The sequence below is a fragment of the Paracoccus sp. SSJ genome (assembly GCF_030234105.1).
Classification (GTDB): Bacteria; Pseudomonadota; Alphaproteobacteria; order Rhodobacterales; family Rhodobacteraceae; genus Paracoccus; species Paracoccus denitrificans.
On record NZ_JASSPE010000023.1, the window covers coordinates 1 to 24450 of the forward strand.

A 24450-nucleotide genomic window follows, 5' to 3' on the forward strand; every position below is an offset into this window, starting at 1 on the left:
GATCCACATCCGCGTCGCCCTGATGAACCGCTTCAACGCCCTCGGCACCGCCGAGATCGAACGCGTGGCCTGACCTCAGCTGGGGAAAGGGCCATCATGTCCTGAAGCCGACTTCTGCAACAATGCCGAATAGAAGGCACGCCCGACGGCAATGACACCATCTTTGGTGGCGCCGGCGACGATTATATTCAAGGTCAGATGGGGTCCGACCTGCTGTATGGCGGGACTGGAAATGATGCCATCGTCGGGGATGGCGCCGGGACCACTGCCGGTCATGCCGACACGATTTACGGCGACGAAGGAAACGACCGGATTTATGCCGGGGGTGGCGCCGATCTCGTCTATGGTGGCGATGATCAGGACCTGGTCTACGGCGACGCCGGAAACGATACGCTTCACGGCGACGCCGGAAACGATGTGATCTACGGCGGCGCCGACCATGACCTGATCTATGGCGGCACCGGCGGCGATACCCTTTTTGGCGATGCGGGGAACGATGTGGTTCACGGCGATGCTGGGAACGACTATCTTTATGGCGGTGTCGGCGACGACTCGCTTTACGGTGGCGCCGACAACGACTCGCTTTACGGTGGCGCCGGCAACGATCTGGTTGACGGCGGCGCGGGGGACGATTCCCTGCTTGGCGATGTCGGGAGCGACACCCTGCTGGGCGGCGCGGGCAGGGACACCCTGAACGGTGGCGCGGGTGCCGATACGCTGACCGGCGGCACGGATGCGGACGTGTTCATCGCGGATGGCACGGCGGACACGATCACGGACTTCAACGCGACCGAGGGTATCGGCGACGCGGACAGCAGCAATAACGACCTTGTCGACCTGTCCGCCTTTTACAACCAGACCACTCTGGCGGCGTGGAATGCGGCCAACCTCGGCCTTCAGTTCAACACCCCGCTTGACTGGCTGCGCTATGAACAATCGCAGGGTGCGCTGGCCTCGGCCGGCGGGCTGCGTATCTTCAGCAGCTACGACCCGGTGACGAATGGCGGCACCTTCGTTCCGCCCGCGCTGCTGAACGAGGAAAACACCAGGGTTCCCTGCTTTGCCAGGGGCACGCGGATCGCGGTGGCCGATGACGAGGTGGCGATCGAGACCCTGCGGGCCGGCGATCTGGTCCAGACGCGGGACAACGGCCTGCAACCGATCCGCTGGATCGGCTCGCGCAAGCTGAGCGCGGCAGAGCTGAAAGCCATGCCGAACCTGCGGCCGATCCGCATTGCCGCGGGCGCCCTGGGCAAGGGCCTGCCGGTCGCCGATCTTCTGGTCTCGCCGCAGCACCGGGTCCTGGTGCGCTCGAACATCGCGCAGAAGATGTTCAAGACGCGCGAGGTGCTGGTTGCAGCCAAGCAACTGGTGCTGCTGGAAGGGTTCGATATCGCGAACGACCTGCAAGAGGTGGAATATTTCCACATGCTGTTCGACCGCCACGAGGTGGTGCTGTCGAACGGCGCCGAGACGGAATCGCTTTATACCGGCGCCGAGGCGTTGAAGGCCGTCGGCAAGGCGGCTGCCGAGGAAATCTTTACGCTTTTCCCGCAACTGGCCGATCCCGACCATGTTCCGACCCCGGCCCGATACCTGCCGTCCGGTCGCCAGGCCCGCAAGATGGGCATGCGCCATCTGCAGAACAACCGCCCGCTGATTGCTGCCCAATAACACCCAGAGGTCATAATATGTTTAAAAGTATTGCTATTTCGACGAGCGTTCTGCTGGCCGCGGTTCCGGCATTTGGCGGCGGCTTCACCATTCCCGTGGTCGAGACTCCGGTCGTCTTGCCGCAAGAGGTCGCGCCCGCCATCGGGAGCTGGGAGGGGCTGTATCTGGGCGGTGCCCTTGGATCCGCTTTCGGCTCGGATGACCGGGTCGGCATCTCGCAGCCGGGCGGCGGCGCGGCCTATACGCCGGGTTCGGTCGATATCCGGGGCGCGACCTTTTCCCTTCAGATGGGTTATCGATGGCAGCGCGAGGTTCGCGGCCGGCAGATCGTGACCGGCCCCGAACTGGCCTATGAGGCCGGCGGCGCGGATGACAGCTTTTCGCGGGCGGGCGAATCCGCGTCGAGCGAGCTGAACGGTCTCTTGTCGCTGCGCTGGAAGACCGGCGTGCTGAACGAAGCCGAGGACCTGCTGTTCTACGGGTCCGTCGGCATTGCGCACGGCTCGTTCGACTACACGGTGACCGGCGCCGGCATGCGTTACGACGGCGATTTCACCGACAGCGCCCTGACCGTCGGGCTGGGCGTCGAGAAGAGGCTGAACGAGCGGGCGTCGCTGTTCGGGGAATGGGAGTTCCGGCAGTTCGGCAAGACGACCCTGACCGATGCGGCCGGTTACACGACCCGGGCGACGCCCGAGCATCACAGCATCCGCGTCGGTGTGAACTTCGCTTTCTGACATGTGACTGAGCGCATCCGTCCGGGTGCGCTCAGCCGACCTCCAGCTTATTCATGGACGATCCGAAGGAGACCGGGTGTGAGCTGTGCTGTGAGAGAGTTGCAGGTGCTCAAGGCCGAGAATCATGCGGCTTCGATCATCTCGGACGGGGAATGGAAGGCGCTTGTCGAATATCATTTCGGCAAGGACAAAGAGCGGAGCTGCTATTATTCCGGCTATCTGAACGGGCAGCATGACGCCCTGCAGATCGCGGCCGAGATCGCCATGGCCATTGCGGGCACCGTGGCGGACGAAGGATCGCAGCGGATGGTCAGGAACCTGGCGTCGATCCTGGTGCTCATGACCTCCGAGACGCAGGCCAGCCCGGCTGGAAGATGCTAGAGGCTGGCACGGCCGGGGTGCATTCCGCGCCTTCTGTTGCGGCTGCGGCACTGTCTTTCATCCGGTAGGCCGCAGGCTTTTCGTTGTCGCGAGGGGAGGAATCGGCCGGATCGGCGGCCTCCCCGATATCTGCCGATCCGGCCAGTTTTGCTGCATTCCGCCCGGTCGTCAGGCCGACCTGTCCCGGCGGGATGCACCGCGGCGTTCGACGGGTGCGCTTCTGTCGGATCGGCGGGCGGTGCGCAATCTCCGGGCATCGCTCAGCCCGACAGTGCGGCGGTGTCGAAACCGCCGTTGCGCCACAGCTCCAACGCCTGATCCAGTGCCGGGCCGGGTTCGCCGTCTGCCTCGCCCTGATAAAGCCCCGCCCGCGCCAAGCGGCGTTGCAGCGCGCTCAGCGTCTCGGGGTTCCAGTTCCCGCCCTGCTCGGCCAGCTCGCGCAGCAGGCTGCCATCGTCCGAGGCGACCCCCAGCAGCAGTTGCACCGCCGCGCGCGAGGGGTCGCGGGGCAGGCCGCGCCCCTCGTCCAGCAGCACGGCTGCTGCGCGATGGCCGCGCGGCTCGCCCTCGCGCGCGGCGCGTTCGAACAGTGTCCGGGCGTCGCCGGGATCGCCGAAGCGGCCCTCTTGCGCCAGAACGCCCAGGTTGAAGGTGGCGATGGGCGATCCGGCCTGCGAAGCCTGCTGCATCAGCGCGATGCCCCGCTGCCGGTCCTGGGGGCGCCGGCTGTCCAGAAGCGTCACCGCCAGATTGATCGCCGCGTCGGCGCTGCCGGCGGCGGCGGCCCTTTCGTAAAGCGCCAGGGCCCCGGCAGGGTCGGGCGCCACGCCGTCGCCGGTTTCCTTCAGCAGCGCCAGGCTGACCATGGCCCGCAGGTCGCCGCGCCCGGCCGCGTTTTCGTAAAGCGCGACCGCCTCGGCCCGCAGGCCGGCCGCCGCGGTGGCCCGCGCCAGCAGCGCGACGTATTTCGCTTGCCGGGGGTCGAGGCGGCTGGCCTCTTCGCAGGACCGCATCGCCTCGACGGCGTTCTGCGCCAGAAGCTCGTAGGAGATGCCGGGCGTGGTCTCGGTCCCGTCGCGCGGATGGGTGGCCAGCAATTCGCAGCGCCGGGCCGGGCCGGGGTCGGTTTCGGCGGACAGTTCGGCCAGCATGCGCCGCGCCTCGTCGATATGCGGCCCGTTGGGATAGCTGCGGGCATAGCTTTCCAGCAGCGGCTTCAGCCGGCTGCGCCGCGCCAGATCCCAAAGCTGCTCGCCCGCCGCGCCCTCGGCCTCGGGTCCCAGGCTGCGCCGCGCCTGGCCTGAGCGGGCGGGGTCCTGCGCCAGCAGCGCCAGCACCTCGCCGACATGACTGCCGTTGGGATAGCGCTGAAGGTAAAGGCGCAGCAGCGCCGGGTCGGCGGCGCGGACGGCGACCTGGTAGAACAGCGTCTCGGGCGAGGCCGTGGGCGGGCCGTCGGCAAAGCGGAACTGCCGGGTCAGCGCCGAGGCGTCCCAGGGAATCTGCTGCCCGCCCGTGCGCGCCATCACATCCTTGCGCACCGCGATCATCATCTCGCCGATGTCCTGCGCGGGGGTGTGGATATGGCTCAGCAGCGCCTCGGTGAAGGTGCCGTTGCGGCCGGCACCGTCGAAGGCCACGGCACCGGGCTGGGTGGCATAGGCGATCAGGAAATCGGCGGGGCTGCCGATGCGGGCCAATCCGCTGCCGCCGTCGGGAAGCCGCAGCGGATTGTCGCCGCAGGCATCCAGCAGCACGATCTTGATCCCCGGCGCTGCCGCCATCGCCGCCATCGCCTCGTCCAGCGCAACGGTGCGGGCGGTGGCCTGGTCGAGCCGCTCCAGCCGGAAATCCTGCGGCAGCAGATAGTTTTGGTCCGCGACCTGAAAGGCATGGCCGGCATAATAGAACAGCGCCACCTCGGCGGTCCGCGCCGCCGCGCTGAACTGGCCGATCAGCGCCCGCATCTGCGCCTGGTCGCTGTCCACGCCCAGGATCACCTGGAAGCCGAGGTCACGCAGGGCGGCGGCCATATCCTCGGCATCGTTGGCGGGATTGTCCAGCGCCGGCACGCCGTCATAGGCGGCGTTGCCGATGACCAGCGCCACCTTGGGCGCCGCTGCCGCCTGTGCGGCCAGCAGCAGCGCCGCGATCAGGGCGGCCAGGATGGCGGCGGGCCTAAAGCCCGACCGCGCGCACCAGGACGGCATCGGCTTTCTCGACCGTGGCAAGGATCAGCCCCTCCTGCCGGGCATGGGTGCGGGCCAGTTCGGGGTCTTCGACCCGCAGCAATTCGATCTGCTTGACGATTTCGGCCCGGGCGTTCGACATCGTCCGGCTGGCCTCGCGCAGGGCGTCGCGGCGGATGGCGCGGCGCTCGGCCTCGCTGCCCGCCGTGGCCAGCCGGTCCAGCGCCCGGCTGCGCGCCGCGCCGATATCCGCGCTGGCTTGGCGCAGGATGGCCGAGACCGTCTGCATCGAGGGCGGCAGCTCGGCCGAAAGCTCATCCAGCGCGCTGGAATAGCGGTCCAGCGCCCGCGACAGGCAGGCCAGCATGTCCTCGGCCTGGCCCTCGTGCTGGCTGCAGGCGTCGATCATCTGCGAGACCTCGTCCGACAATGCGGCCAGCCGGGTCAGCCCGTCGTCCTGCGGGCCGGAGGTGACCGGCGGCGGCCCGCCCGGCAGCACCGAAGCCGTGCCGGCCACCGTGATCGGGAAGGGCACCGGGCCGTCCGTCGGGTTCGGCAGCGCCGTTCCCGGCAAGGTGTTCTGCGGGATCGGGATCCCCCGGGTCGCGGCCGGGTTGACGATCTGCAAGGTTCCCGGCGCATAGGCGATGGCATAGTTCGCCTCGGCCCCGTCCAGCATCCGCGCATCCGAGGCGGTGATGCCATAAAGGCCGGGCTGGCTGGCCGGCGTGGCATCGCTGGCCAGCAGGACGCCGGTGATCGTGTCGCCCTCGGCCAGGCTTCCGCCGGTCAGCGCCCAGTCCAATAGCGGCGCGGTGCCGAACCGGGCCAGGCTGTCGCGTGCGCCGATGGTGATGCTGCGCGGCACCACCTCCAGCGCGCCCTCGGCATAGCTGATGATGTAATTGCCGGTCGCATCGCCGTCCGCGCCGCCGATCCGGGCCCCGCCTGCGGTGATGGCATAGGGCGTGCCGGCGACCCAGGCCCCGGCCTCGGCGCCCGCGCTGGCCAGATCGACCGCGGTCAGCCGGTCGTCATGGCGCAGCCCGGCCGCGGTGGCATCGCCGGTCGAGAACAGCAGCCGCTCGCCATAGATCTTGCTCAGGTCGTCGGCCGAGACGGTCAGCAGCGCGCGGTTGATGGTCAGGCTCGCCGCCGAGGCGATGATGTCATAGCTGGTGCCGTCGGGCGAGGTGACCGTGCCCGCCGTCTGGATGGCATAAGTCCCGGCATTGCGCGTGCCCGCCGGCAGGCTGAAGATCCCCGCGACCAAGGGCTGGTCGCCGAACAGATAGCGCCCCAGCCCATGCACCGTGCCGCCGGGCGTGGGCAGGGCGTCGCCATAGGTCGCGGTCAGCGGCGTGGGCTGGGCCCAGAGCACGGGGTCGATGCTGTAGATCTGCGGATAGGCGCCATTGCCGCCCGGCGCCCAGGTGGTGGTAAAGCTCCAGCCCGTGGCGCGGCCCATGAAGCCCGCAGTATCGCGCAACTGCGCTGTGGTCAGCCCGGTGCCGCCGGCGGATTGCTGCTGCCCGCTGGTCTGGCGGTCCCAGAACGACACGGCGACGCTGCCGGTGCCTTCGCCTTCGTCATCGGCCCCGACCAGCCCGCCAATGCGCAGCAGGGCCGGCGCTGCGGTGGTTGCGATCCGGCCCGCGGCATAGCTGCGCTCGATGCTGCCGGCGTTCGAGCCGACCAACCCGCCGATGGTTGCCGGCAGGTTGCCGGAATAGGTCACGGGCGCCAGCGAATAGGCGTCGGCGATGCCGCCGTCGTTCCAGCCCGCCAGCCCGCCCAGGGCCGAGCGCGGCGCATCCGGCCCGCCCGTGCCGTCCAGCGCCACCCCCAGGCGGCCCGAGGCACGGGCTCGGGCGATTTCGCCCGGATTCCAGCCGACCAGCCCGCCCGCCGCGACGGTCGCATCGCCCGAGATGTCGACGGCATTGCCGGCAAAGACATCGGCGATCGTGCCTTCATTCGCGCCGATCAGCCCGCCGATCTCGGCGATGCTGCCGCTTTCGGGCAGGCCGGACAGGGCAAGGCCCAGACTGCCCAGGGCATAGGCGGTGCCGACCGTGCCCTCGTTTGTGCCGATCAGCCCGCCCGCCTGGACATAGCCCGCGGTGTCGAGGTCCATGGCCACATCGCTCCAGGCATCCGAGATGGTGCCGCTGTTCGTGCCGGCCAGGCCGCCAAGGGCCAGCAGGCGGATGGTCTCTGTCCCTCCCTGCGTCAGGGCGATGCCGCCGGTTGCCGAGACCCCGGTCAGCGCCCCCGCATTCTCGCCCACCAGCCCGCCGATGACCCAGTTGCCGTTGCCGGTCTGGGTGATCTGGGCGGCGGCGGTCGAATCCGCGATGCTGTCGCCGTCATCGGTCATCCCGACCAGCCCACCGATGCGCGAAGCGGGGGCGAAGCCCTCGCTGTTGTCCTCGGACCCGTCGAAGCCGGATTCGATGCTGCCGGCATAGCGGCTGCCGGTGATCGTCGTCCCGCCCAGCGACTGCCCGACAAGGCCGCCGGCCATGACCACGTCGCCCCAGCCGTCCGCCTCGCCCGAAAGCGCCAGGGCGACGCGCGATTCCGCGCCGGTGATGCGGCCGTTGCCGAAAACCCCGGCTAGCCCGCCAAAGCTGGCGCTGCTGACCGAATCCTCGCCCATCTCGGCTTCGATCCGGCCGGTGACCAGCACATTCGCGATCACGTTCGGCGCCTCGCCGGCCTGCGTCTCTCCGACCAGGCCGCCTGCGACGGCGGCAAAGCCTTGCTGCGCGCTCAGGTCGATGTCCAGCAGGCGCAGGTTGCGGATCGTGGCGCCGGCGATGGTGCCGAACAGCCCGCCCGGCCCCGAGGAGACGACCTGCGCAAGCCCGGTGATCGCATGGCGGCCGCCGGCCCCGGCGCCGTCGAGGCTGCCCGAGAACGGCGTCCCCCGGCTGCCGATGGGCCGGAACCCCGCGCCAAGGTTCCAGGCGGCCGTGCCCGCCGCCGCGATATCGGCGCCCAGGGCGTAATGCGCTCCGGCATGGCCGGCCGAGCCGATGCCCTGAAGCCCGTAGACATCGGCGATGACATAGCGGCTGGCGGCGGTCCCGGCGCCGCCCGTCGCACGCAGGAAGCCCGCGGTGTCGGACATGGCGAAGTCGCGCGCCGAAAAGCCGGGCAGCGTGGCGGCGACCTGCCGCCATTGCGAGGCGCCGTTCAGGCGAAAACTGTCCACTGCGACGCCCGCCGTCGCCGTGATCAGCGGCGCTTGCAGGTTCAGCGCCCCGGCCGGTCCCTGCACCGACGCGTTCAGCGCGATGCTTTCGCCTGCGGTCATGTTCAGCGCCGTGGCGCCGCTCCAGCTCAGCGCGCCGATGCTGGTGATGCCGGCGCCCGCGGTCAGCGACAACTGGCCCGGTCCGCTCCAGCTCATCGCGGCGTTGACCAGCAGGTCGTTGTCGGCGCGCAGGTCCAGATGGCTGGCCGCGCCGGCGGCGAAGGTCAGGGTCATCGGCGTGTCGACGACCAGATCGCCGGCATCGTCGCCCTCTCCCTCGGTCGACAGGATGTAATGCCCCGCATCCAGCAACATGCTGTAGATATCCGTCACCAGCACATGCGTCGGATCGTCGGGGTCATAGCTGTCCTCGCCGACGATGCGCAGGTTCTGCGGGTCGAAAAGCACGGTGCCCGGCCGGCCGCGGGGGGCCGAGACCCGCACGTCGGAACTGCGGATCGCCAACTCGCCGCGGCTGGATATCTCGGCAAAGCCGCCGTTGCCGCCCTGAGTGCCGCCCCGGGCCGAGACGCCGCCGGCAAAGCGGGTATGGGCATCCGACCAGACGATGATCCGCCCGCCATCGGCACGGCCGATCCCGTCGGCCAGCAGTTGCGCCCTGGCATCCAGCGTGGTGCGCCGCGCCCGGGGCAGGTCGCCGGTGCCGCGATAATCGCCGCCGACGCGGATCAGCCCGCCGCCGCCGGTGCCGCTGGCATCCAGCACGGCGCCCTCCAGTGCGATGCGGTCGCCGGTGATGGTGATGCTGCCGCCGCGCCGGGGCCGCGCCGCCGGCCGTTCGGCGGTGATTGGTGCCGCGGCGCGCCGGCCGCCGCTGACATCGACCCGGCCTGCGACCCGCACCCGGCCGCCGTCGCCGCCGCCCAACACCACCCGTCCCGAGCGGCCCGAGACGGTGCGCGCCTCGGTCACGCCGGTGAGGTTGATCGCATGGCGCGCGGCATGGCGTGCCGTCGCCGCCTCGATCTCGATCACGCCGCCATCGGCCGAGATCCGGCCGTGCTGCCGGACCAGCGCCATGGCCTCGCCGTCCTCGGCGGGCGGTAGGGCCACCGACAGGAAGTTGTCGCCCGAAAGGTTCAGCACCGCCCGCCGCCCTGCGCCCAGCCCCACCGTGCCCAGCGGCACGCGGATCGTGCCGCTGTTGGCGACCCGTCCGCCCAAGAGCGCGGCATAGCCGCCGGGGATGATGTCGATGTGGCCGCGATTCTCGACCGTGCCGGGCCGGTCGCCGGAAAAGCGCAGCCGGCCGGCGGTGAAATCCTCGTTCGAGATGTCCAGCGTCGAGCCGACGAAACCCGCCGTGGCGATACGTCCCTCGCGCCCGACCAGGATGCCGTTGCGGTTGACGACGAAGACCTGGCCGTTTGCGCCCAGAAAACCGTCGATGCGGGTCGGGCGGTCTCCGGTCACCCGGTTCAGCAGCGCTGCGTCACGTCCCGGCTGATGCACCCGGACGGAGCCGCCGGCCCCGATGCTGAAGCTGCTCCAGTCGATGATGGCGCGGTCGCTCCGCTGGTCCACGCGCATGGCGCCGGGGCGCGGCGTGCCGACGCTGGCGCTGCCGCCGACCACGTTCGGCCCGCTGGGCAGGGTCTGCGCCGCCAGCGGCCCCGGCACCAGCGCGCTGCACATGAGCAGCGCTGCCCACAGCCGGCGCCGGGGGCTAGAAGCGATACGAACTGACGATCGTGAAACGCGAGGGATCTTCCTGTCCATCGTCCCTGTTCCCTTTGCCGTATTCGAACCTGATGAGCGCCGAGGAATAGCTGGGGTCGCGGATCAGCCGCAGATCGACGCCGATGCCGAAGGAGGTGGCCTTGATGCGGGCCGCCTCGTCGGCCGAGGGGTTTTCCAGATTGACCGCGCCCACCGCAGCAAAGACATAGGGGCTGACCACCAGTGGGCGGCCGAAGCCCTGCGCCGGAAAGTGTCGCGCCACCTCGCCGCGCAGGAACCAGCCGGAATCGCCCGACAGGCTGCCCAGGTCAAAGGCCGACAGCCCCTCGGTCGAGGCGATGCCGAACTGCTCGCTGGACAGAAGCGGGTCGCCGAATGCGCTTTGCGCCTGCCCCGACAGCGCCAGGCTCCAGTCCTGGCGAAAATCGCGGTCATAGCGAAAGGACAGCTCGAGCTTGCGGAAATCCGCATCTGCGCCGTCGCGCGACAGCGGCAGGGCCGGCGTCGCTTCGGCAGCGCTGCGCGCGCCCAGGGCGTCCAGCCCGAGCGACAGCACCGCCGCCATGCGCAGGGCGCTTTGGTCGGAAAGCTGCCAGTTGCCCTCGCCGGTCAGGCGCAGGACGCGGGTGCGGTCCTTGTATAGCCCGAAATCGCCGGCGCCGGTTTCCAGATCCTGCCGGTCGCGTTGCAGGTCCAGCGCCGCCGTGACCGAGATGTTGCGCTTGACCGAGCGCACCACCGGATAGAACAGCCTGAAGGACAGCCGGTCGAAATCCGAGGCCGTGGCCACCGCGCCCGTGTCCGGTCCGGTCCTGGAGCTGGCCGCCTCGATGCCGAAAGTCAGTCCGTCATGGCCCAGCGGAAGCACCGCGCCGCCGGCCAGGGTGCGCAATTGCGGCCGGTCGCTGAAATAGCCGTCATCGCCCAGCCTGGGATGGCCCGAGGCGCGCAGATAGAACACCTCGCCCCGGCTGAGCTGGTTGTTCAGCTCGACCCCGGCGCTGAGGTTCCACCGCCCCAATTCGCGTGAGAAGCTGTTGTCCAGCCCGACGAAGCCGGTGACCGAGCGGAACTGCGGGTTCAGGATGATGATCGTCCCGCCGGGCCGGGCGCCGGTGGACAGTGCCGATCCTAGCGCGACGCCGAACATGTCGCCGGCCAGCAGCAGCCGTCGCTCGATATCGGGCAGCCGCAGCGTCGGGCGATCGACCAGCGGCGCGGTCATGGCGTCCAGCCGGGCGCGCAGGCCGGGCGGCGCGGCGCTGGAATCGATCCTCTCGACAAAGCCGCTGACCACGGTCAGGCGCAGCGCGCCGCCATCCTCCAGCGTCTGGGCCGGGATGACCACGCGCGACAGCACATAGCCGTTGCGGACATAGGCGGCCTCCAGGTCCGAGGCGGCGGTGAAGATCTCGGAGACCGCGATCCGCTTGCCGGTCAGGCGCTGGCGCAGCGCTGCGACCTCGGCCTCGCTGCCGGGCAGGGCGCCCTCGACCCGGACATCGGCCAGCCGGATCGACAGCCGATCCGCGCCCGGGGGTGCGGCCAGCCCCGGCGAGCCGCTGAACACGACCGAACCCGACAGGCGCTGCATCGGCGGCTGATAGCTGTCCTGGGTGATCTGGCCTGCGGTCGGGGTCCGGGTCTGGGTCCGCGCCGGCCCGGTGGGCAGGGCCAGCAGGGCCAGGGCGGCAAGCGCCGTTATCAGGGCTGCGGGGGCGGTTGGGCGTGGCAGGCGGATGCCGCGTCTTGCGAGTGTCACTTTCCTGCCTCCCCCGATCAATGCGACGACATGGCCGTCGTCCTTGTTTCGTCAGGCCGTCGAATGTCTTTGCGTCGTCGGTATCCCGCCGGAACCTCCGGCGGTGCGGTCGTTCGTCAGCTCAATGCCTGAAACTCGACCCGGCGGTTTTCGGCGGCCGCCGGATCGGCGGGATTGGCGAGGAAGCGTTTGCCCATGCCAAGCGCCTCCAGCCGCGAGGCGGTGATGCCGCAATCCTGGACCAGCCAGCGGCGCACCTCTTCGGCGCGCAGCTTCGAAAGGGTTTCGTTATAACTGTCGCTGCCTTTTGCGTCGGTATGACCGACGATGCGGAATAGCCCGACATCCGATTGCCGCATCGCCGAGCACATCCTTTCCAGGGCCGGGCGCTGGTCCGGCGCGATGCTGGCCGAATCGAAGGCGAAGCGGATCGCGATATTGACCTGAAGCTCGGGCGCGAATTCGCCAAAGACCACGGTGCCGGACGGCTCCGTCGCCTCGGTCGCGCCCTGTTCGCCGCCCTGCGTGACCGAGATCATGTCCAGCCCGCGCGTCTTCTGGCCTTGAAGGGTGGCGCGATACATCTCGCGCTGCGCCTCGAAGCGTTGCAGGATCTGCTCTTCGGTCAAGTCCTGGCCCTGGGCAGAGCCGGCCAGAAGGCAAATGCCGCACAATATGGCTAGACCAGTCCGCAGCACGGGAATCACCATAAAAAACTGCATCCCTGAAATAATATTTTACGCTAAACTAAGGATGTTTTCAATTCTTGCGCGATTGTTCGGGATGAGGTTGCCTTGCCTGCAAAGGATCACCCGGTGAACGGTCCCACCACCCGGCGCGGCCTGTCGGTTCGGGGCGCCGGGCTGACCCATCGCGGCGCGGTGCGCGACCAGAACGAGGACGCGATCCTGGTCGATCCCTCGGGCCGGGTCTGGGCGGTGGCGGACGGCATGGGCGGACACCGGCTGGGCGGCTATGCCTCGGACCGGGTGATCGACGCGCTGGAAACCATCGCCGACAGCGAAGAACCCGCCGAGGCGCTGGCCGCGCGCTTTGCGGCGGCGGATGTGCTGATCGCAGAGCGGGGCCGGCGCGAGGGTGCGGTGATCGGCGCCACCGCCGTTGCGGCGATCATCCGGCGCGGCCGGCTGACGCTGGCCTGGGCGGGGGACGCGCGGGCCTATCTGCTGCGCGACGGCGGGCTGGCCCTGCTGACCCGCGACCATTCGCTGGTGCAGGAATGGGTGGATGCCGGCCGGCTGGCGCCCGAGGCGGCGCGCGGCCATCCGCAGGCCAACATCGTCACCCGTGCCGTGGGGGCGGGGGCGGCGCCGGAATTCGTCGCGCTGGACCTGGTCGTGGGGGACCGGCTGCTGCTGTGTTCGGACGGGCTGACGCATGTGCTGCCCGACGATGCGCTGGCCGCGGCGCTGCGGGACACCCGCCCCGGCGCCGCGCCGGGTGCCGGCACGCCCGCCGATGCCGCCTGTGCCCGGCTGGTGCAGCAGACGCTGGCCGCGGGGGCGCCCGACAATGTTTCGGTCATCGTCGTCGACATCGGGCCGGGCTGAGATGGGCCGCCGTCCCGTCCCGCCGACGGCCCCGCCCGCGCGCAAGGCGCCGCCGGGGCGCAGCCTGTCCCGCGCGCCCCGGCCGGCGGGCACGCTGGCCGCGCCGATCATCGTGGCGATCGGCGTGGTGATCGGCGCCATCGCCTTTGCGGTCACGACCTGGTTTCTCGACAGCGCCGACCAGGCGACCGAGCTGCGCCTGTCCCGGCAAGAGGCCGAGCTGGCCGTGCTGCGCGAGGCGCTGGCCGAGGCGCGGGTGGAACGTCAGGGCCTGCGCGCCGACCTGGCGCAACTGCGCGACGACCTGAGCCTGGTGGCGAACCGCGCCCCGGTCGCGCCGCAGCCCCAGGTCGCGCCCCCGGCCGATCTGGGCGGCGAGGATTTTGAAAGCCCGCCGCCGACCGAGGCGCTGACCGAGCAGATGCGGCTGGCGAAGTCGCGCTTCAACAAGGGCATCACCCAGCCGCGCAACGCGACGATGCTGGCGATCCTGGGGCAGCCGCGGGACAGCTACAACACCGATTGCCAGCCGGTGACCAATCCCCGGCTGCGGGGATTGATCGAGACGCGCAAGGTCGGGCCGATCACCGTGACCATGCTGAAGCCCGCGCTCGACAGCCTGTCGCGGGTGCTGGAGCGGCTGGAGCAGAGCGATCCCGACATCCATGCCAAGCTGGGCACGGCCGGGGGGCTGTGCGCGCGGCTGATCCGCGGCTCGACCCGGTCGATCTCGAACCACTCCTGGGGCACGGCCATCGACCTGACGCTGGAGGGGCAGCTCGACCCCTTTGCCGATGGCGCGACGCAGTTCGGGCTGCTGATCCTGGCCGAGTATTTCAACGAAGAGGGCTGGTTCTGGGGCGCCGCCTATAACAGCCGCGAGGATTCGATGCATTTCGAGGTCGGCGAGGAGACGCTGCGCAAATGGCAGGCCGAGGGGAAGCTCTGACCGCCGTCGCCGGGCGGCTGGCCCAGCCGGTGCTGGCCTATGCCGAGCGCCTGCCCTGGGTGGCCGAGGACATGGCGGCGCTGGCCGGCCATGCGCGGGTGCTGCTGGACCGCTTCGGCACCGAGGCGCTGCGCGCGGGCCTGCCGCCTCAGGCGGTGGCGGCGGCGCGGGCCGGGTTGGCGCTGCTTTTGCAGGATGCGGGCGCGGCCAATCCGGCGCTGCCGGGCTGGCAGGGCGCTGCGCGCGGCTTTGGCGCCATGGACGGCGCCAGCCTGGCCGAGGCCCTGCGGCGCGGCGGGCCCGAGCTTGACCCGGTGCGCGACCTGGTTGCCGATTGCCTGGCCCGGACCGAGGCGCGGCGCCAGGCGCTGGACCGCAGCCGGCCGGCGGGCTGGGGCGCCATGCTGGCCGTGTTGGCCGGGGCATGGCTGCTTGCCGCGCTGGGCTGGGCGTTCTGGGTCGAAACCGGGCAAAGCCGGGCGCTCGACCGCCTGTTTCAGGCCGAAGCGGTGGCGGCGGGACTGGATCGCGATGCGCCTTTCGCCGATCTGGGCGCGCGGCTTGATCGGTTGCAGCGGGCCGAGGCTCAGGTGGCGGCGGGCATGGCGCGGGTCCGGGTGCGGCCACTGGGCTGGCTGACCGGGCGCGACGCCGCCCGTCGCGCGGCGGCGGCGCTGGCCGAGGCGCGCGCCCGCCACCTGCCGCCGGCGCTGGCCCGCGCCATCGACGGCGCCCTGGCCGGCGAGGGCGAGCCCGCAGCCGCCTATGACACGCTGCGCGCCTGGTCGGTGCTGTCGGGTGCGGCGGAATGGCAACCCGCCTGGCTGGCCGGCTGGGCCGAGGATCGCGTCGGCGCCGATCCTGCGCTGGCCGGCCTTGCGCCGCATATGCTGGCCCTGCCGCGCCGTCCCGACACCCCGGTCGCGCCGCCCGATGCCGAATTGCTGGCGCAAGCGCGCGTCCTTGCGGCCGAGGCGCCTGAACCCGAGCGCGCCTTTCTGGAACTGCGCCACTTGGCCGAGGCGGCGGCGCTGCCGCGCTGGCGCCCCTTGCAGGCGCTGCCGGTGCTGGCGGATATCGCCGAGCGCCGCTCGGGCCAGCCGCTGGGCCGGCCGATTCCGGGGCTTTACACCGTCGCCGGCTGGGACATGGCCCGGGCGCGCGGCGCGGGGCTGGCGGTCGAGGCGGCAAGGCAGGCCGGCGCGGCGCTGTTCGCCCAGGCGCCGGCCCAGCATAACGACAGTCCCGACCAGGTGATGGCGCTGCTGCAAGGCGCGACCTTGCAGCACTGGCAGGACTGGCTTGCGGACCTGCGGCTGCGTTCCTTTGACGACCGGCGGCGGGCGGTGCTGGTCTCGGGGGCGCTGTCGCGGCCGGATTCTCCCCTGGCTGCGCTGATCGCCGAGGTCTGGCGTCAGGTGGGCGGCACCGACCGCAGCCGCCCGCATGAGCTGCAATTGGCCGTCGCCGTCCGCTTCGGCCCCGAGATCCAATATGTCGAAAGCGGCCGCATCGCCCAGATCGCCGCGCTGTTCGCCGAGTTGAACGTGGCGCTGGGGGCCATGGACGCGGATGCGGCGGATGCGCAGCGCCGGCTGCTTGGCGTGCAGGCCCGGGCGCGCACGGTCAGGGCGCTGCGCGACGCGCCGCCGTTGATCGGCCGGCTGGTCGAGGACACGCTGGCCGAAAGCGGCGCGGCCGAGGCCAGCGACCTGACCAACCCGCTGACCCGCGCCTGGCAGGCCGAGGTGTTGCCGCTTTGCGCCCCCGCGCTGGCCGGGCGTTTCCCCTTTGCCCAAGGCCCCGATGCCGATCCGGCCGCGGTCGCCGCCCTGATCGGGCCGGGCGGCGCGATGGACCGTTTCCTGGGCGCACGCGCCGCCACCCTGCTGGACCGCGATGCCGATCCCTGGCGCTGGAAGCCCGAGGCGCGCTTTGCCGGGCTCAGCCCCGACAGCGCCGCCTTTCTGCAACGCGCGCTGACGGCGGGGGCGGCGCTGGCGCCGGGGCTGCGCATCTCGGCCGCCGCCTTGGCCGAACGCGGCCGGGCCACGCTGCTGGTCGGCGGCCATGGCGGGCCGGTGGGCGCGGCGGGGGATGCGGTGGCGCTGGACTGGCCGGGCGCCGATCCCGCCGCCGGGGTCGAGGTCAGCTTTGCGACGCCCGAGGGCGCGGCCCGGTTGCAGCAGCCCGGCCCCTGGGGCCTGATGCGCCTGCTGGCGCCCTTGCGGCTGCGCGAACGCGACGGCGGCCGGCGCTTCCTGATCGACCTGCGCACCGAAGGCGCGCGGCTGTTTCTGGAGATGGAGTTCGAGCGGCCGTTGAACCCGCTGTCGGCCCGGCGCCTGCTGGCGGGGCTGGCCTGTCCGCAGGTGCTGTAATCATTCGCCAATCCGCCCGGCTTGCGCCATACTGGAACCGGCAATCCGGCCGGTCGACCGGCCCCGGAGGCAGGAGGCCAGCATGTCATCCGCCCGCGAGATCACCGTCGCCATCCCCGCCATCGGCGAGCCCGTCACCTTCGAGCGCATGGAGGGCGAGGAACAGGTCTCGGCCCCCTTCGCCTTCGAGTTGCGCTTCTCGGCCAAGACGCTGGACCTCAAGCCGGCCGATCTGCTGGGCACCCGCGCCACCATCGCCGTCAAGGGGGCCGAGGACAGCGAGCCGCGGCATTTCGACGGCCATGTCGCCGAGTTCGGCCTGGCCGAGATCCGCGACGACTTCGCCTTTTACCGGCTGCTTCTGCGCCCGGCGCTGTGGTTCGCGAGCCTCGCGACCGACAACCGCATCTTCCAGAACCTTTCGGTGCCCGACATCATCGAGGAGGTGCTGCGCGCCTATCCCGACGTGGTGCTGGACAAGCGGCTGGAGGGCAGCTACCCGCCGCGCGACTATTGCGTCCAGTTCGAGGAAAGCGACCTCGACTTCCTTCAGCGGCTGATGGAGGAGGAGGGGATCTTCTATTTCTTCGAGCATGGCGAGGACGGCCATGTCACCGTGCTGGCCGATGCCAATGCGGCGATGAAGCCCGCGCCGGGCGCCGAAGAGATCGCCTATGAGCCCGACAGCCCCAGCGCGCCGCGCGAAGGCGACTACCTGACCGGCTGGGTGCCGCGCGCCTCGGTGCGGATCGGGGGTTTTGCACAGACCGATTACGATTTCCTCAAGCCATCCTCGGACCTGATGGCGACGGCGAGCCGGCCCGAGGGCCATGCCGGCGACCGGCGCGAGGCTTACCTTTATCCCGGCCGCCATCTGGAGCTGGGGCGCGGCGACCGTCTGGCCGGCATCCGGCTGGAAGAGGCGCAGGCCGCCTTCGAGCGCGTCGCGGCCGAGGGCACCGCCCGTCCGCTGGGACCGGGGCGCAGCTTCACCCTGACGGGTTTCCCGCGCGAGGCCGAGAACGACCGCCATCTGGTGCTGTCCGCCCGCTATCGCATGTGGGACGATCAGGTCCGCGCCGGCCAGCGCGCCGGGCAGGAGGGGCGCGATCCGCTGGGCTATCACGTCCGGCTGGTCTGCGCCCCGGCCCGCATCCCCTTTCGCCCCGAGCGCCGCACGCCGCGCCGGCCGATGCGCGGGCCGCAGACCGCCGTGGTGGTGGGGCCGGCGGGGGCCGAGATCTATACCGACGAGCATGCGCGGGTGAAGGTGCAGTTCTTCTGGGACCGCAAGGGCCGGCGCGACGCGCATTCCAGTTGCTTCGTCCGCGTCAGCCAGACCTGGGCCGGGGCGGGCTGGGGCTTCATCCAGATCCCCCGCATCGGACAGGAGGTGATCGTCGATTTCCTGGACGGCGATGCCGACCGGCCCATCGTCACCGGCCGGGTCTACAATGCCGAGCAGGTGCCGCCCTATGGCCTGCCCGGCAATGCCACGCAATCGGGCTGGAAATCCAACAGCTCGCCCGGCGGCGGCGGCTGGAACGAGCTGCGCTTCGAGGACAAGGCCGGCGCCGAGGAGGTGTATTTCCAGGCGCAGAAGGACCATAACGAGCTGATCAAGAACGACGAGACCCGCCGCATCGGCCATGACTGGATCGAGGATGTCGGCAACGACGCCACCCAATCCATCGGCAACGACCGCCGCGAAAGCGTGGGCCACGACAAGTTCACCACCATCGACGCGAACCGCCAGGTCTCGATCGGGGTGGACGATACGGAAAAGGTCGGCGGCCATCGCAGCCTGGACGTGGGCGCCACCGAGACGATCCATGTGGCCGCCAGTTCCACCGAGGCCATCGACGGTGCGCATAGCCAGACCGTCGGCGGCGTGCAGACCATCACCGTCAAGGCGGCGCGGGTGGACAGCGTGGCCGCGACCGAGACGCGCAATGTCGGCGCGGCGCAGACCAATACCATCGTCGGCGCGCGCGCCGTGACGGTGCTGGCCGGGCAGAACCATGCGATCACCTCGGACGACGGCTGGAAGGTGGGTGGCAACCGCTCGACCAACGTGGCGGGGAACGAAACCGTGGAGGTCGCCGGCAACCGCAGCCACAAGGCGGGCGGCAACCGGGTCGAGAAGATCGGCGGCGATTCGACGCTGGACGTCGCCGGCAAGCGAGGCACCACGGTCGGCGCGGACGAGTTGCACAAGGTCGGCGGCAAGATGGCCCTGGACGTGGGCGCGGCGCTGGCCATCGTGGCGGCGGATTCGATCTCGCTGACCTGCGGCTCGGCCGCCATCGTGCTGAAAAAGGACGGCACCATCACCATCGAGGGCAAGGACATCATGATCAAGGGCTCGGGCAAGATCGACGTGAAGGCGTCGGGCGAAACCTCGGTCAAGGGCTCCAAGGTCAACCTGAACTGAAGATCGCCGCCAGGGCCGGTTCGGGTGCCGCCGGATCGGCCTCCAGCGCCGGATGTCCGCGCCGCCACAGCAACAGCGGCGGCGCATCTGCCTTGCCTATGGGCGTGGGCAGGACCGCCAGCGCCTGCCACAGTGCATCCGGGTCGGGTTCGGCGGCGGCTTGCAGGGCGGCCTCGCACCATGGCTCCAGCTCCGTCGGCCCGGGCAGCGTGTCGTCCAGCAGGAACAGCGCCAGCGGAAAGCGCCGCCCCACCGCGTCGGCCGAGGGCAGCACCAGCCCCGCCGCCGCCCGCCCGCCCGAGGCGATGCGCAGCCGCAGCCCGCCATCGGGCCAGTCGTGGGGCCAGTCGTCGGGCCAGCCTTCGCGCCCGGCCAGATGCGCCGCGGCCCAGCGGTCCCAGCGGCGGCGAAAGGGCTCGGGCAACCCGCGGCCGACGAAATCCCCGCGCGCGGGCAGCTTGCCCCAGAAGCCGGCCTGCGGGCCTAGAACGCTTCCGGGCATCGGAAGGCGCCGAACATGCTGAGATCGAAGGGATTCTCGACCGAAGCCGCGCGCAGTTCGAACCGGGCGGCATAGGGGCCGATGCCCAGCCGCAGGCCAAAGACCTCGGGCAGCGCGGTGGGCGACAGCCCGGCCTTGCGCACCAGCCGCAGCCAGGCCCAGGCGCCGGTTTCGGTGCTGATCGCCTCGCCCGTGCCATCCACCGGGGTGAAGCTCAGCGAGATCAGGTTGGTGCCGTCCTTGCCCGGCCAGGTCATCGGCATCGGCCGGGCGGCGGCATTGAAATAGACCAGGCTCTGCCCGTCCACGTTCAGCGTTACCCGCGCGGCATTGGGGGTCAGGTCCTTCGGCTCCAGCGTAAAGGCCATGACCGGCCCGGCACCACCCGGAAACAGTGCGTCGCGGATGGCGCGGGCCTGTTCGAACGGGGCCAGCGTGCGGGCGTCCAGCCCCAGGTCGGCCCGCCAGCGCCAGGGCCGCGCGCTGGTATCGACATAGGGCGCCAGCGTCTCGTTGGTGAAGCCGTCGAAGCGGCCGCCGGGTCCGAAAAGCTGCTGGAAGTCGCTGACCGTCACGTCGATGGCCGAATCCGCGACGAAGGGATAGCGCCCCCCCGTCGCCGCGCGGCAGAAGGGCAGCACATCCGCCCGCCAGCGGGCGTTGAGCTGGGCCAGGATCGCCTCGCGCGTGACGCTGATCGTGTCGCCGGCGATGGCGCCCAGCCAGGCGTTGACCGGGTCGGGCAGGGTGGCCGCGACATTGCGCAGATCGCCCGTCAATTGCGGCAGCCCGCCGCGCGACAACAGCGCCGCCTGCGGATCGGGGCTGGCCTGCACGGTCAGAAGCTCCTTGGACAGCGCCCCCAGCGCCGTCTCGGCATCCGCGATCAGCGGCGGCTTGCCGTCCACCTCGGCGACGATGGCCTTGAGCGGGGCGAAATGCCGGGCGATCTCGGCCCCGGGCGGCGGCGGCTCGGGCTCTCCCGGACGGCGGGCGGCGGCGGCGACCTTGGTGCCGATCCTGGCTGCGGCGCCAAGGCCCAGCTTGCCGGCCACCTTCTTCAGCACGCCGGGATTGATCTCGGGGCTGTCGCCCTGTTCGGGCGGTCGCGCCAGGTCGGTTTCGGCGACGACGGCGTTCAGCAGCCGCTTCAGCGTGCTGTCGGGGCTGGCAAGATCCTTCAGGTTCGCGGTGGCGGTGGCCAGGTCGGGGATCGGCGCCAGCCGCACGTCGCGCAGGAACCCCTCCCAGGCATTGATGAAATCGTCCTGGTAAAGCTTCATCATGTCGGCTTGCAGCGAGGCGGCCGAGGCATCGGCGCTTTCCGCGCAGCCGCCTGCAAAGACCTTGCGGTCGTTCAGCGCCGCCTCGGCCATGCCGGGCAGCATCGGCAGCACCGTGCCGTGAAAGCCCTGCCAGGTAAAGGCGCCGGGAATGCCCTGGCGCAGGGTCTGGCCCGACAGCCGCGTCAGCACCTGCCCCGCCAGCGGCCCCGCCTTTCCCGCCGGTATCCAGTCGGGCAGGGTGGCGATCTCGGGTTCGGACATCAGCGCGCGATAGGTGCGCAGCGACAAGGGCACGGTGCAGATCGCCTGCAAGGCGGCCTCGACCAGCTGCGGATCGGCCTCGATGCGGCTTTCGTCGCCGCCCAGCCGGTCCAGCGCGGCAAGCTGCCACAGGCGCGCGGCCTCGGTCGGGAAGGGGGTCTCGGCGGCAAAGGCGGGCAGCACCTCCTGCCACCATTCCGCGAGCCAAGCACGGTCATAGGGACCAAGCCCGGTCAGCATCTGATAGGCTTTCAGCGCGCCCAGCAGGAAATCCGGGTCGCGGATCTGCCGCCACATCGTCGCCTCCAGAAAGGCGACCATGCGCGGCTCCAGGAGGTTGCGCAGTCCGCGTTCGCGTGCCAGCCGGGCCGCGCCCTCGATCTCGGCCGCGGCCGAGGGGCCGATCAGCGCCAGCGGCCCGCCGGGCACCGGCGTCCGGGCCGCCTCGATCTCGGTCATGGCGTCAAGGGCGACGGGCAGGTCCAGGGGCTCGGTCGGCGCCTGTCGCGAGGCGGCGTTGGCAAGCCGCCCCGCAAGGTCGGCCAGCAGGCGCTGCTGGTCGGCAACCGCGCCGGACTGGCGCATGGTGTTGAACAGAAAGCCCAGGCCCGCCAGCAGCACCAGCAGCGCCGCCGCCACGGCCGAGCCGCGCCAGATCCATGTCCGGCGCTCCTCGGCGCGCGGATCGAACAGGCCCAAGCCCGCCTCGCCGAAGATCACCCCGGCCAGCAGGTCGTGCAGGAAGAACGACCGCCGCTCGCCCATCGCGCGATGCGGCACCGGCGCGGGCGCGAGGCCGAAGCCCGCCGCCATCCCCGCCAGCATCCGGTCCAGCGGCGAGCCCTCCTGCGTGGCCGAGCTCAGGTAAAAGCCGCGCAGCCAGGGCGTCTGCTCATAGCGGCTTTCGCCGAAGGCGGTGTCGATCAGCAGCCGCAGCGGCGCCTCCAGCCGCTCGAACTCGGCCGGAAAGCGGAAGATCGCGGCGCGCTGCGGCAGGTCGGCATCCTCGGCCAGCCGTGCGTCCAGCCGGCCCTCCAGCACGGCGGCGAGGCTGCGGAACTCGCGGGTGATCGCCTCGGGCTCGGGCAGGGCGTCGACCGGCAGGGTGGCGCCCCAGACCTGCGCCCGCTCGGCCGAGGTCAGCGCGCCGAAGAACGTCTCGAAGCCCGGCAGCCGGTCGGCCTTGGTCAGCATCAGATAGACCGGCAGCTGCATCTCCAGCCGCTCGGCGATCTCGGTCAGGCGCTTGCGGATCTCGCGCGCGTGGCGGCGCAGCGCGTCCTCGGGGCCCAGCAACTCGTCCAGCGACAGGGCGACGATCACCCCGTTCAGCGCCCGCCGGCCGCGATGCCTTTTCAGCAGGTCGAGGAAGCCGGCCCATTCCGCCGCATCGCGCTCGGGTTCGCTGGACTGGTCGGTATAGCGGCCGGCGGTGTCGACCAGCACGGCGTTTTCGGTAAAGAACCAGTCGCAGTTGCGCGTGCCGCCGACCCCCTTGAGGTCGTCGTTCAGCGCGATGGGAAAGTTCAGCCCCGACTGGCGCAGCGCCGTGGTCTTGCCGGTGCCGGGTGGGCCGATGATGACATACCAGGGCATCTCGCGCAAAAAGCGCCGCTTGCCCAGGCGGGATCGCGCCAGCGTCGCCAGGATCTCCTGGAACTTGCCGCCGATCTCGGCCGCCGCATCGGGCGCATCGGGCAGGGGCGGCGGCGCGGCCAGTTCGGTGACGAACATGCGGTTGCGCCGCGCGGCGCGGATCTGGCCGACCAGCAGGATCAGCAGCCACAGGACCAGGATGGCGCCCAGGCAGAGCGCGCGGACCTCGGCGCTTTCCAGCGGTGCCGCCTCGCCGACCGAAACCAGCGGGCCATAGAACCAGATCGCCGCTGCCAGCAGCGCCAGCCCGACGAAGGTCCAGAAGCCGCGGGACAGGAAGAACCGGAATATGGCCTTGAGGATACGCATCTATTGCCTCTTCTCGATGCGGATCTCGATCCGGCGGTTCTGGGCGCGGCCATCGCGGGTGGCGTTGTCGCCCACCGGCTGGCTGTCGGCGCGGCCCTCGGCGCTGATGAGTTCGGCGGGCACGCCGGCCGCCGCCAGCGCCTGCGCGACGGTTTCGGCCCGTGCCTCGGACAGCCCCTGGTTCGAGGCGAAGGGATTGCTGCGCTGCACCGGCACGTTGTCGGTATGGCCGCTGACCGCGACCGCGCCGATGCGATGGGCATTGGCGACGACGGTCCTGCCGATCGCCTCGACCAGCGGCTGATAGGCCGGGTTGAGACTGGCCTTGGCCGAGCGGAACACCTCGGGGTCGCTGGCCCGCACCACCAGCACCACGAGGCCCGAGGTCTCGCGCCCCTTCATGGCCGGGCGCAGGGCGGCGGGCAGCGCGGCCTCGAATGCGGGCAGCAGCGGGTCGATCACGGTTGCCGGCAGTTCCGGGGCCGGCTCGACGGTCTGGCGGACCGGGCGAAAGATCGCGGCGCGGTCGGGCGGTGGCAGGCCGGCGGCCTGGGTGAACAGGCTTTCCGCCTTGCCCGACAGATGCATCGAGAGGCCCGTATGGATCGCCAGGACCAGCCCAAGCGCCCCCAGCCACAGCGTCCACAGCGGCACCGCGAATCGGCGCGGCGTATCCGGCGCGACCACTCCGGCGCCATGCGGGGCCAGCGGCGCGGCCTCGCGCTCCGGGTCGCGCAAGAGCCGGGCGATCTGCGCGCGCAGGGCTACCAACGCACCTTCGCCGGCGCCGCCCTGCACGCGATACTTGCCGCGAAAGCCCAGGCAGAGGCACAGCCACGCCAGCTCCAGCAGGTCGCGCTCGCCCGCCGGGTTGCGCATCAGCGCGTCCAGCCGGTCGAAGAAGCGGGTGCCGGCATCGACCTCGCCGGTCATCTGCGTCACCAGGGGTTGCCGGGGCCAGTCGCTTTGCCCGCCCCAGGGCGTGTTCAGTGCCAGGTCGTCCAGCAGGGCGGCGACGAACCAGGCGCCCTGATCGGCCCGGCTCAGCGGCATGCCGGCGGCGACCGAGGCGTCGCGCCCCTCGACCAGCACCGATTGCAGCCGCGCCCGCAGCGCATCGGGCCGGGCGGGGGGATTGGCGCGCTCAAGCTCGGGCGCCAGTTCCAGCAGCGTGGCATGGGCGGCGACCAGCGGGTTGGGATGCGCCCGCCCGCGCCGGGCATGGGGCGCGGCCTCGGGCGCAACGGGATCGGGCGGCGCCTGCCAGGCGGGGCGCGGCAGCATCGGACCGGGCGGATCGGGCAGGGATTGCGGCCGGCCCGCGCCCAGCGGCCGGATGCGGGTGCGGCCGGGGTCGCCGAGGCCGAAGGGATCGTTCGGATCGCCGCCCATCCC

14 protein-coding genes and 1 pseudogene are annotated in these 24450 nt (G+C 71.0%); 8 read left to right on the top strand and 7 right to left on the bottom strand.

All coding sequences use genetic code 11. The features are described 5' to 3' along the window. Positions 1–186: 186 nt before the first annotated feature. The 4 genes and pseudogenes from QPR87_RS23785 to QPR87_RS19730 form a co-directional block, all read left to right on the top strand. Positions 187–324: pseudogene (locus tag QPR87_RS23785) on the top strand (calcium-binding protein); the annotation flags it as partial. Between the two features lie 93 nt (positions 325–417). Further along, positions 418–1674 carry a Hint domain-containing protein gene (locus tag QPR87_RS19720; RefSeq protein WP_285050987.1) on the top strand — a complete coding sequence of 419 codons (1257 nt, stop codon included), beginning with the start codon at positions 418–420 and terminating at the stop codon, positions 1672–1674. Positions 1675–1691: 17 nt separating this feature from the next. Further along, positions 1692–2411 (top strand): outer membrane protein, encoded by a 720-nt coding sequence (locus QPR87_RS19725; protein WP_285050989.1) that lies wholly within the window; start codon positions 1692–1694, stop codon positions 2409–2411. A gap of 78 nt (positions 2412–2489) precedes the next feature. Then, on the top strand, positions 2490–2792 hold the full coding sequence (locus tag QPR87_RS19730; protein ID WP_285050990.1) for a hypothetical protein: 303 nt from the start codon (positions 2490–2492) through the stop codon (positions 2790–2792). A 260-nt stretch (positions 2793–3052) separates the two neighbouring features. On the opposite strand, the gene QPR87_RS19735 is transcribed toward QPR87_RS19730, so the two are convergent. From QPR87_RS19735 to QPR87_RS19750, 4 genes are all read right to left on the bottom strand, one after another. Continuing rightward, positions 3053–5002, bottom strand: a complete 1950-nt coding sequence (locus tag QPR87_RS19735; protein ID WP_285050991.1) for a caspase family protein — start codon at positions 5000–5002, stop codon at positions 3053–3055. After that, positions 4971–9899: a two-partner secretion domain-containing protein gene (locus QPR87_RS19740; RefSeq protein ID WP_285050993.1), complete on the bottom strand. Its 4929-nt coding sequence runs from the start codon at positions 9897–9899 to the stop codon at positions 4971–4973. Before QPR87_RS19740 ends, QPR87_RS19735 begins: the two co-directional genes overlap by 32 nt. 31 nt (positions 9900–9930) lie before the next feature. Beyond that, positions 9931–11706 (bottom strand): ShlB/FhaC/HecB family hemolysin secretion/activation protein, encoded by a 1776-nt coding sequence (locus QPR87_RS19745; protein WP_285050994.1) that lies wholly within the window; start codon positions 11704–11706, stop codon positions 9931–9933. Between the two features lie 116 nt (positions 11707–11822). After that, positions 11823–12335 carry an OmpA family protein gene (locus QPR87_RS19750; protein WP_232290469.1) on the bottom strand — a complete coding sequence of 171 codons (513 nt, stop codon included), beginning with the start codon at positions 12333–12335 and terminating at the stop codon, positions 11823–11825. A 186-nt stretch (positions 12336–12521) separates the two neighbouring features. Here QPR87_RS19750 and QPR87_RS19755 point away from each other — a divergent pair, with 186 nt between their 5' ends. The 4 genes from QPR87_RS19755 (at position 12522) to QPR87_RS19770 (ending at position 19041) form a co-directional block, all read left to right on the top strand. Further along, positions 12522–13277, top strand: a complete 756-nt coding sequence (locus tag QPR87_RS19755) for a PP2C family protein-serine/threonine phosphatase (protein ID WP_041529969.1) — start codon at positions 12522–12524, stop codon at positions 13275–13277. Between the two features lies 1 nt (position 13278). Continuing rightward, positions 13279–14226, top strand: a complete 948-nt coding sequence (locus tag QPR87_RS19760; RefSeq protein ID WP_285050997.1) for a M15 family metallopeptidase — start codon at positions 13279–13281, stop codon at positions 14224–14226. After that, positions 14202–16607, top strand: a complete 2406-nt coding sequence (locus QPR87_RS19765; protein ID WP_285050999.1) for an ImcF-related family protein — start codon at positions 14202–14204, stop codon at positions 16605–16607. The genes QPR87_RS19760 and QPR87_RS19765 overlap by 25 nt, the downstream gene beginning before the upstream one ends. A gap of 82 nt (positions 16608–16689) precedes the next feature. Next, positions 16690–19041 (top strand): type VI secretion system Vgr family protein, encoded by a 2352-nt coding sequence (locus QPR87_RS19770; protein ID WP_285051001.1) that lies wholly within the window; start codon positions 16690–16692, stop codon positions 19039–19041. On the opposite strand, the gene tagF is transcribed toward QPR87_RS19770, so the two are convergent. The 3 genes from tagF to icmH are packed head-to-tail and all read right to left on the bottom strand — an operon-like array spanning position 19028 to position 24447. Then, positions 19028–19543: a type VI secretion system-associated protein TagF gene (gene tagF, locus QPR87_RS19775; RefSeq protein WP_285051002.1), complete on the bottom strand. Its 516-nt coding sequence runs from the start codon at positions 19541–19543 to the stop codon at positions 19028–19030. The genes QPR87_RS19770 and tagF overlap by 14 nt on opposite strands. After that, entirely contained in the window at positions 19525–23055 is a 3531-nt protein-coding gene (gene tssM / locus QPR87_RS19780) for a type VI secretion system membrane subunit TssM (RefSeq protein ID WP_285051003.1), read from the bottom strand. The genes tagF and tssM overlap by 19 nt, the downstream gene beginning before the upstream one ends. Then, a complete protein-coding gene (icmH, locus tag QPR87_RS19785; RefSeq protein ID WP_285051004.1) occupies positions 23056–24447 on the bottom strand; it encodes a type IVB secretion system protein IcmH/DotU in 1392 nt (463 codons plus the stop codon). Between the last annotated feature and the right edge of the window lie 3 nt (positions 24448–24450).

Excerpts from the sequence above, each read along its gene's own strand:
- QPR87_RS19725 (WP_285050989.1), top strand. The coding sequence starts at position 1,692 with ATGTTTAAAAGTATTGCTATTTCGACGAGCGTTCTGCTGGCCGCGGTT.
- icmH (WP_285051004.1), bottom strand. The coding sequence starts at position 24,447 with ATGGGCGGCGATCCGAACGATCCCTTCGGCCTCGGCGACCCCGGCCGC.
- QPR87_RS19760 (WP_285050997.1), top strand. The coding sequence starts at position 13,279 with ATGGGCCGCCGTCCCGTCCCGCCGACGGCCCCGCCCGCGCGCAAGGCG.
- QPR87_RS19735 (WP_285050991.1), bottom strand. The coding sequence starts at position 5,002 with ATGCCGTCCTGGTGCGCGCGGTCGGGCTTTAGGCCCGCCGCCATCCTG.
- tagF (WP_285051002.1), bottom strand. The coding sequence starts at position 19,543 with ATGCCCGGAAGCGTTCTAGGCCCGCAGGCCGGCTTCTGGGGCAAGCTG.
- QPR87_RS19740 (WP_285050993.1), bottom strand. The coding sequence starts at position 9,899 with ATGTGCAGCGCGCTGGTGCCGGGGCCGCTGGCGGCGCAGACCCTGCCC.
- tssM (WP_285051003.1), bottom strand. The coding sequence starts at position 23,055 with ATGCGTATCCTCAAGGCCATATTCCGGTTCTTCCTGTCCCGCGGCTTC.
- QPR87_RS19770 (WP_285051001.1), top strand. The coding sequence starts at position 16,690 with ATGTCATCCGCCCGCGAGATCACCGTCGCCATCCCCGCCATCGGCGAG.
- QPR87_RS19765 (WP_285050999.1), top strand. The coding sequence starts at position 14,202 with ATGGCAGGCCGAGGGGAAGCTCTGACCGCCGTCGCCGGGCGGCTGGCC.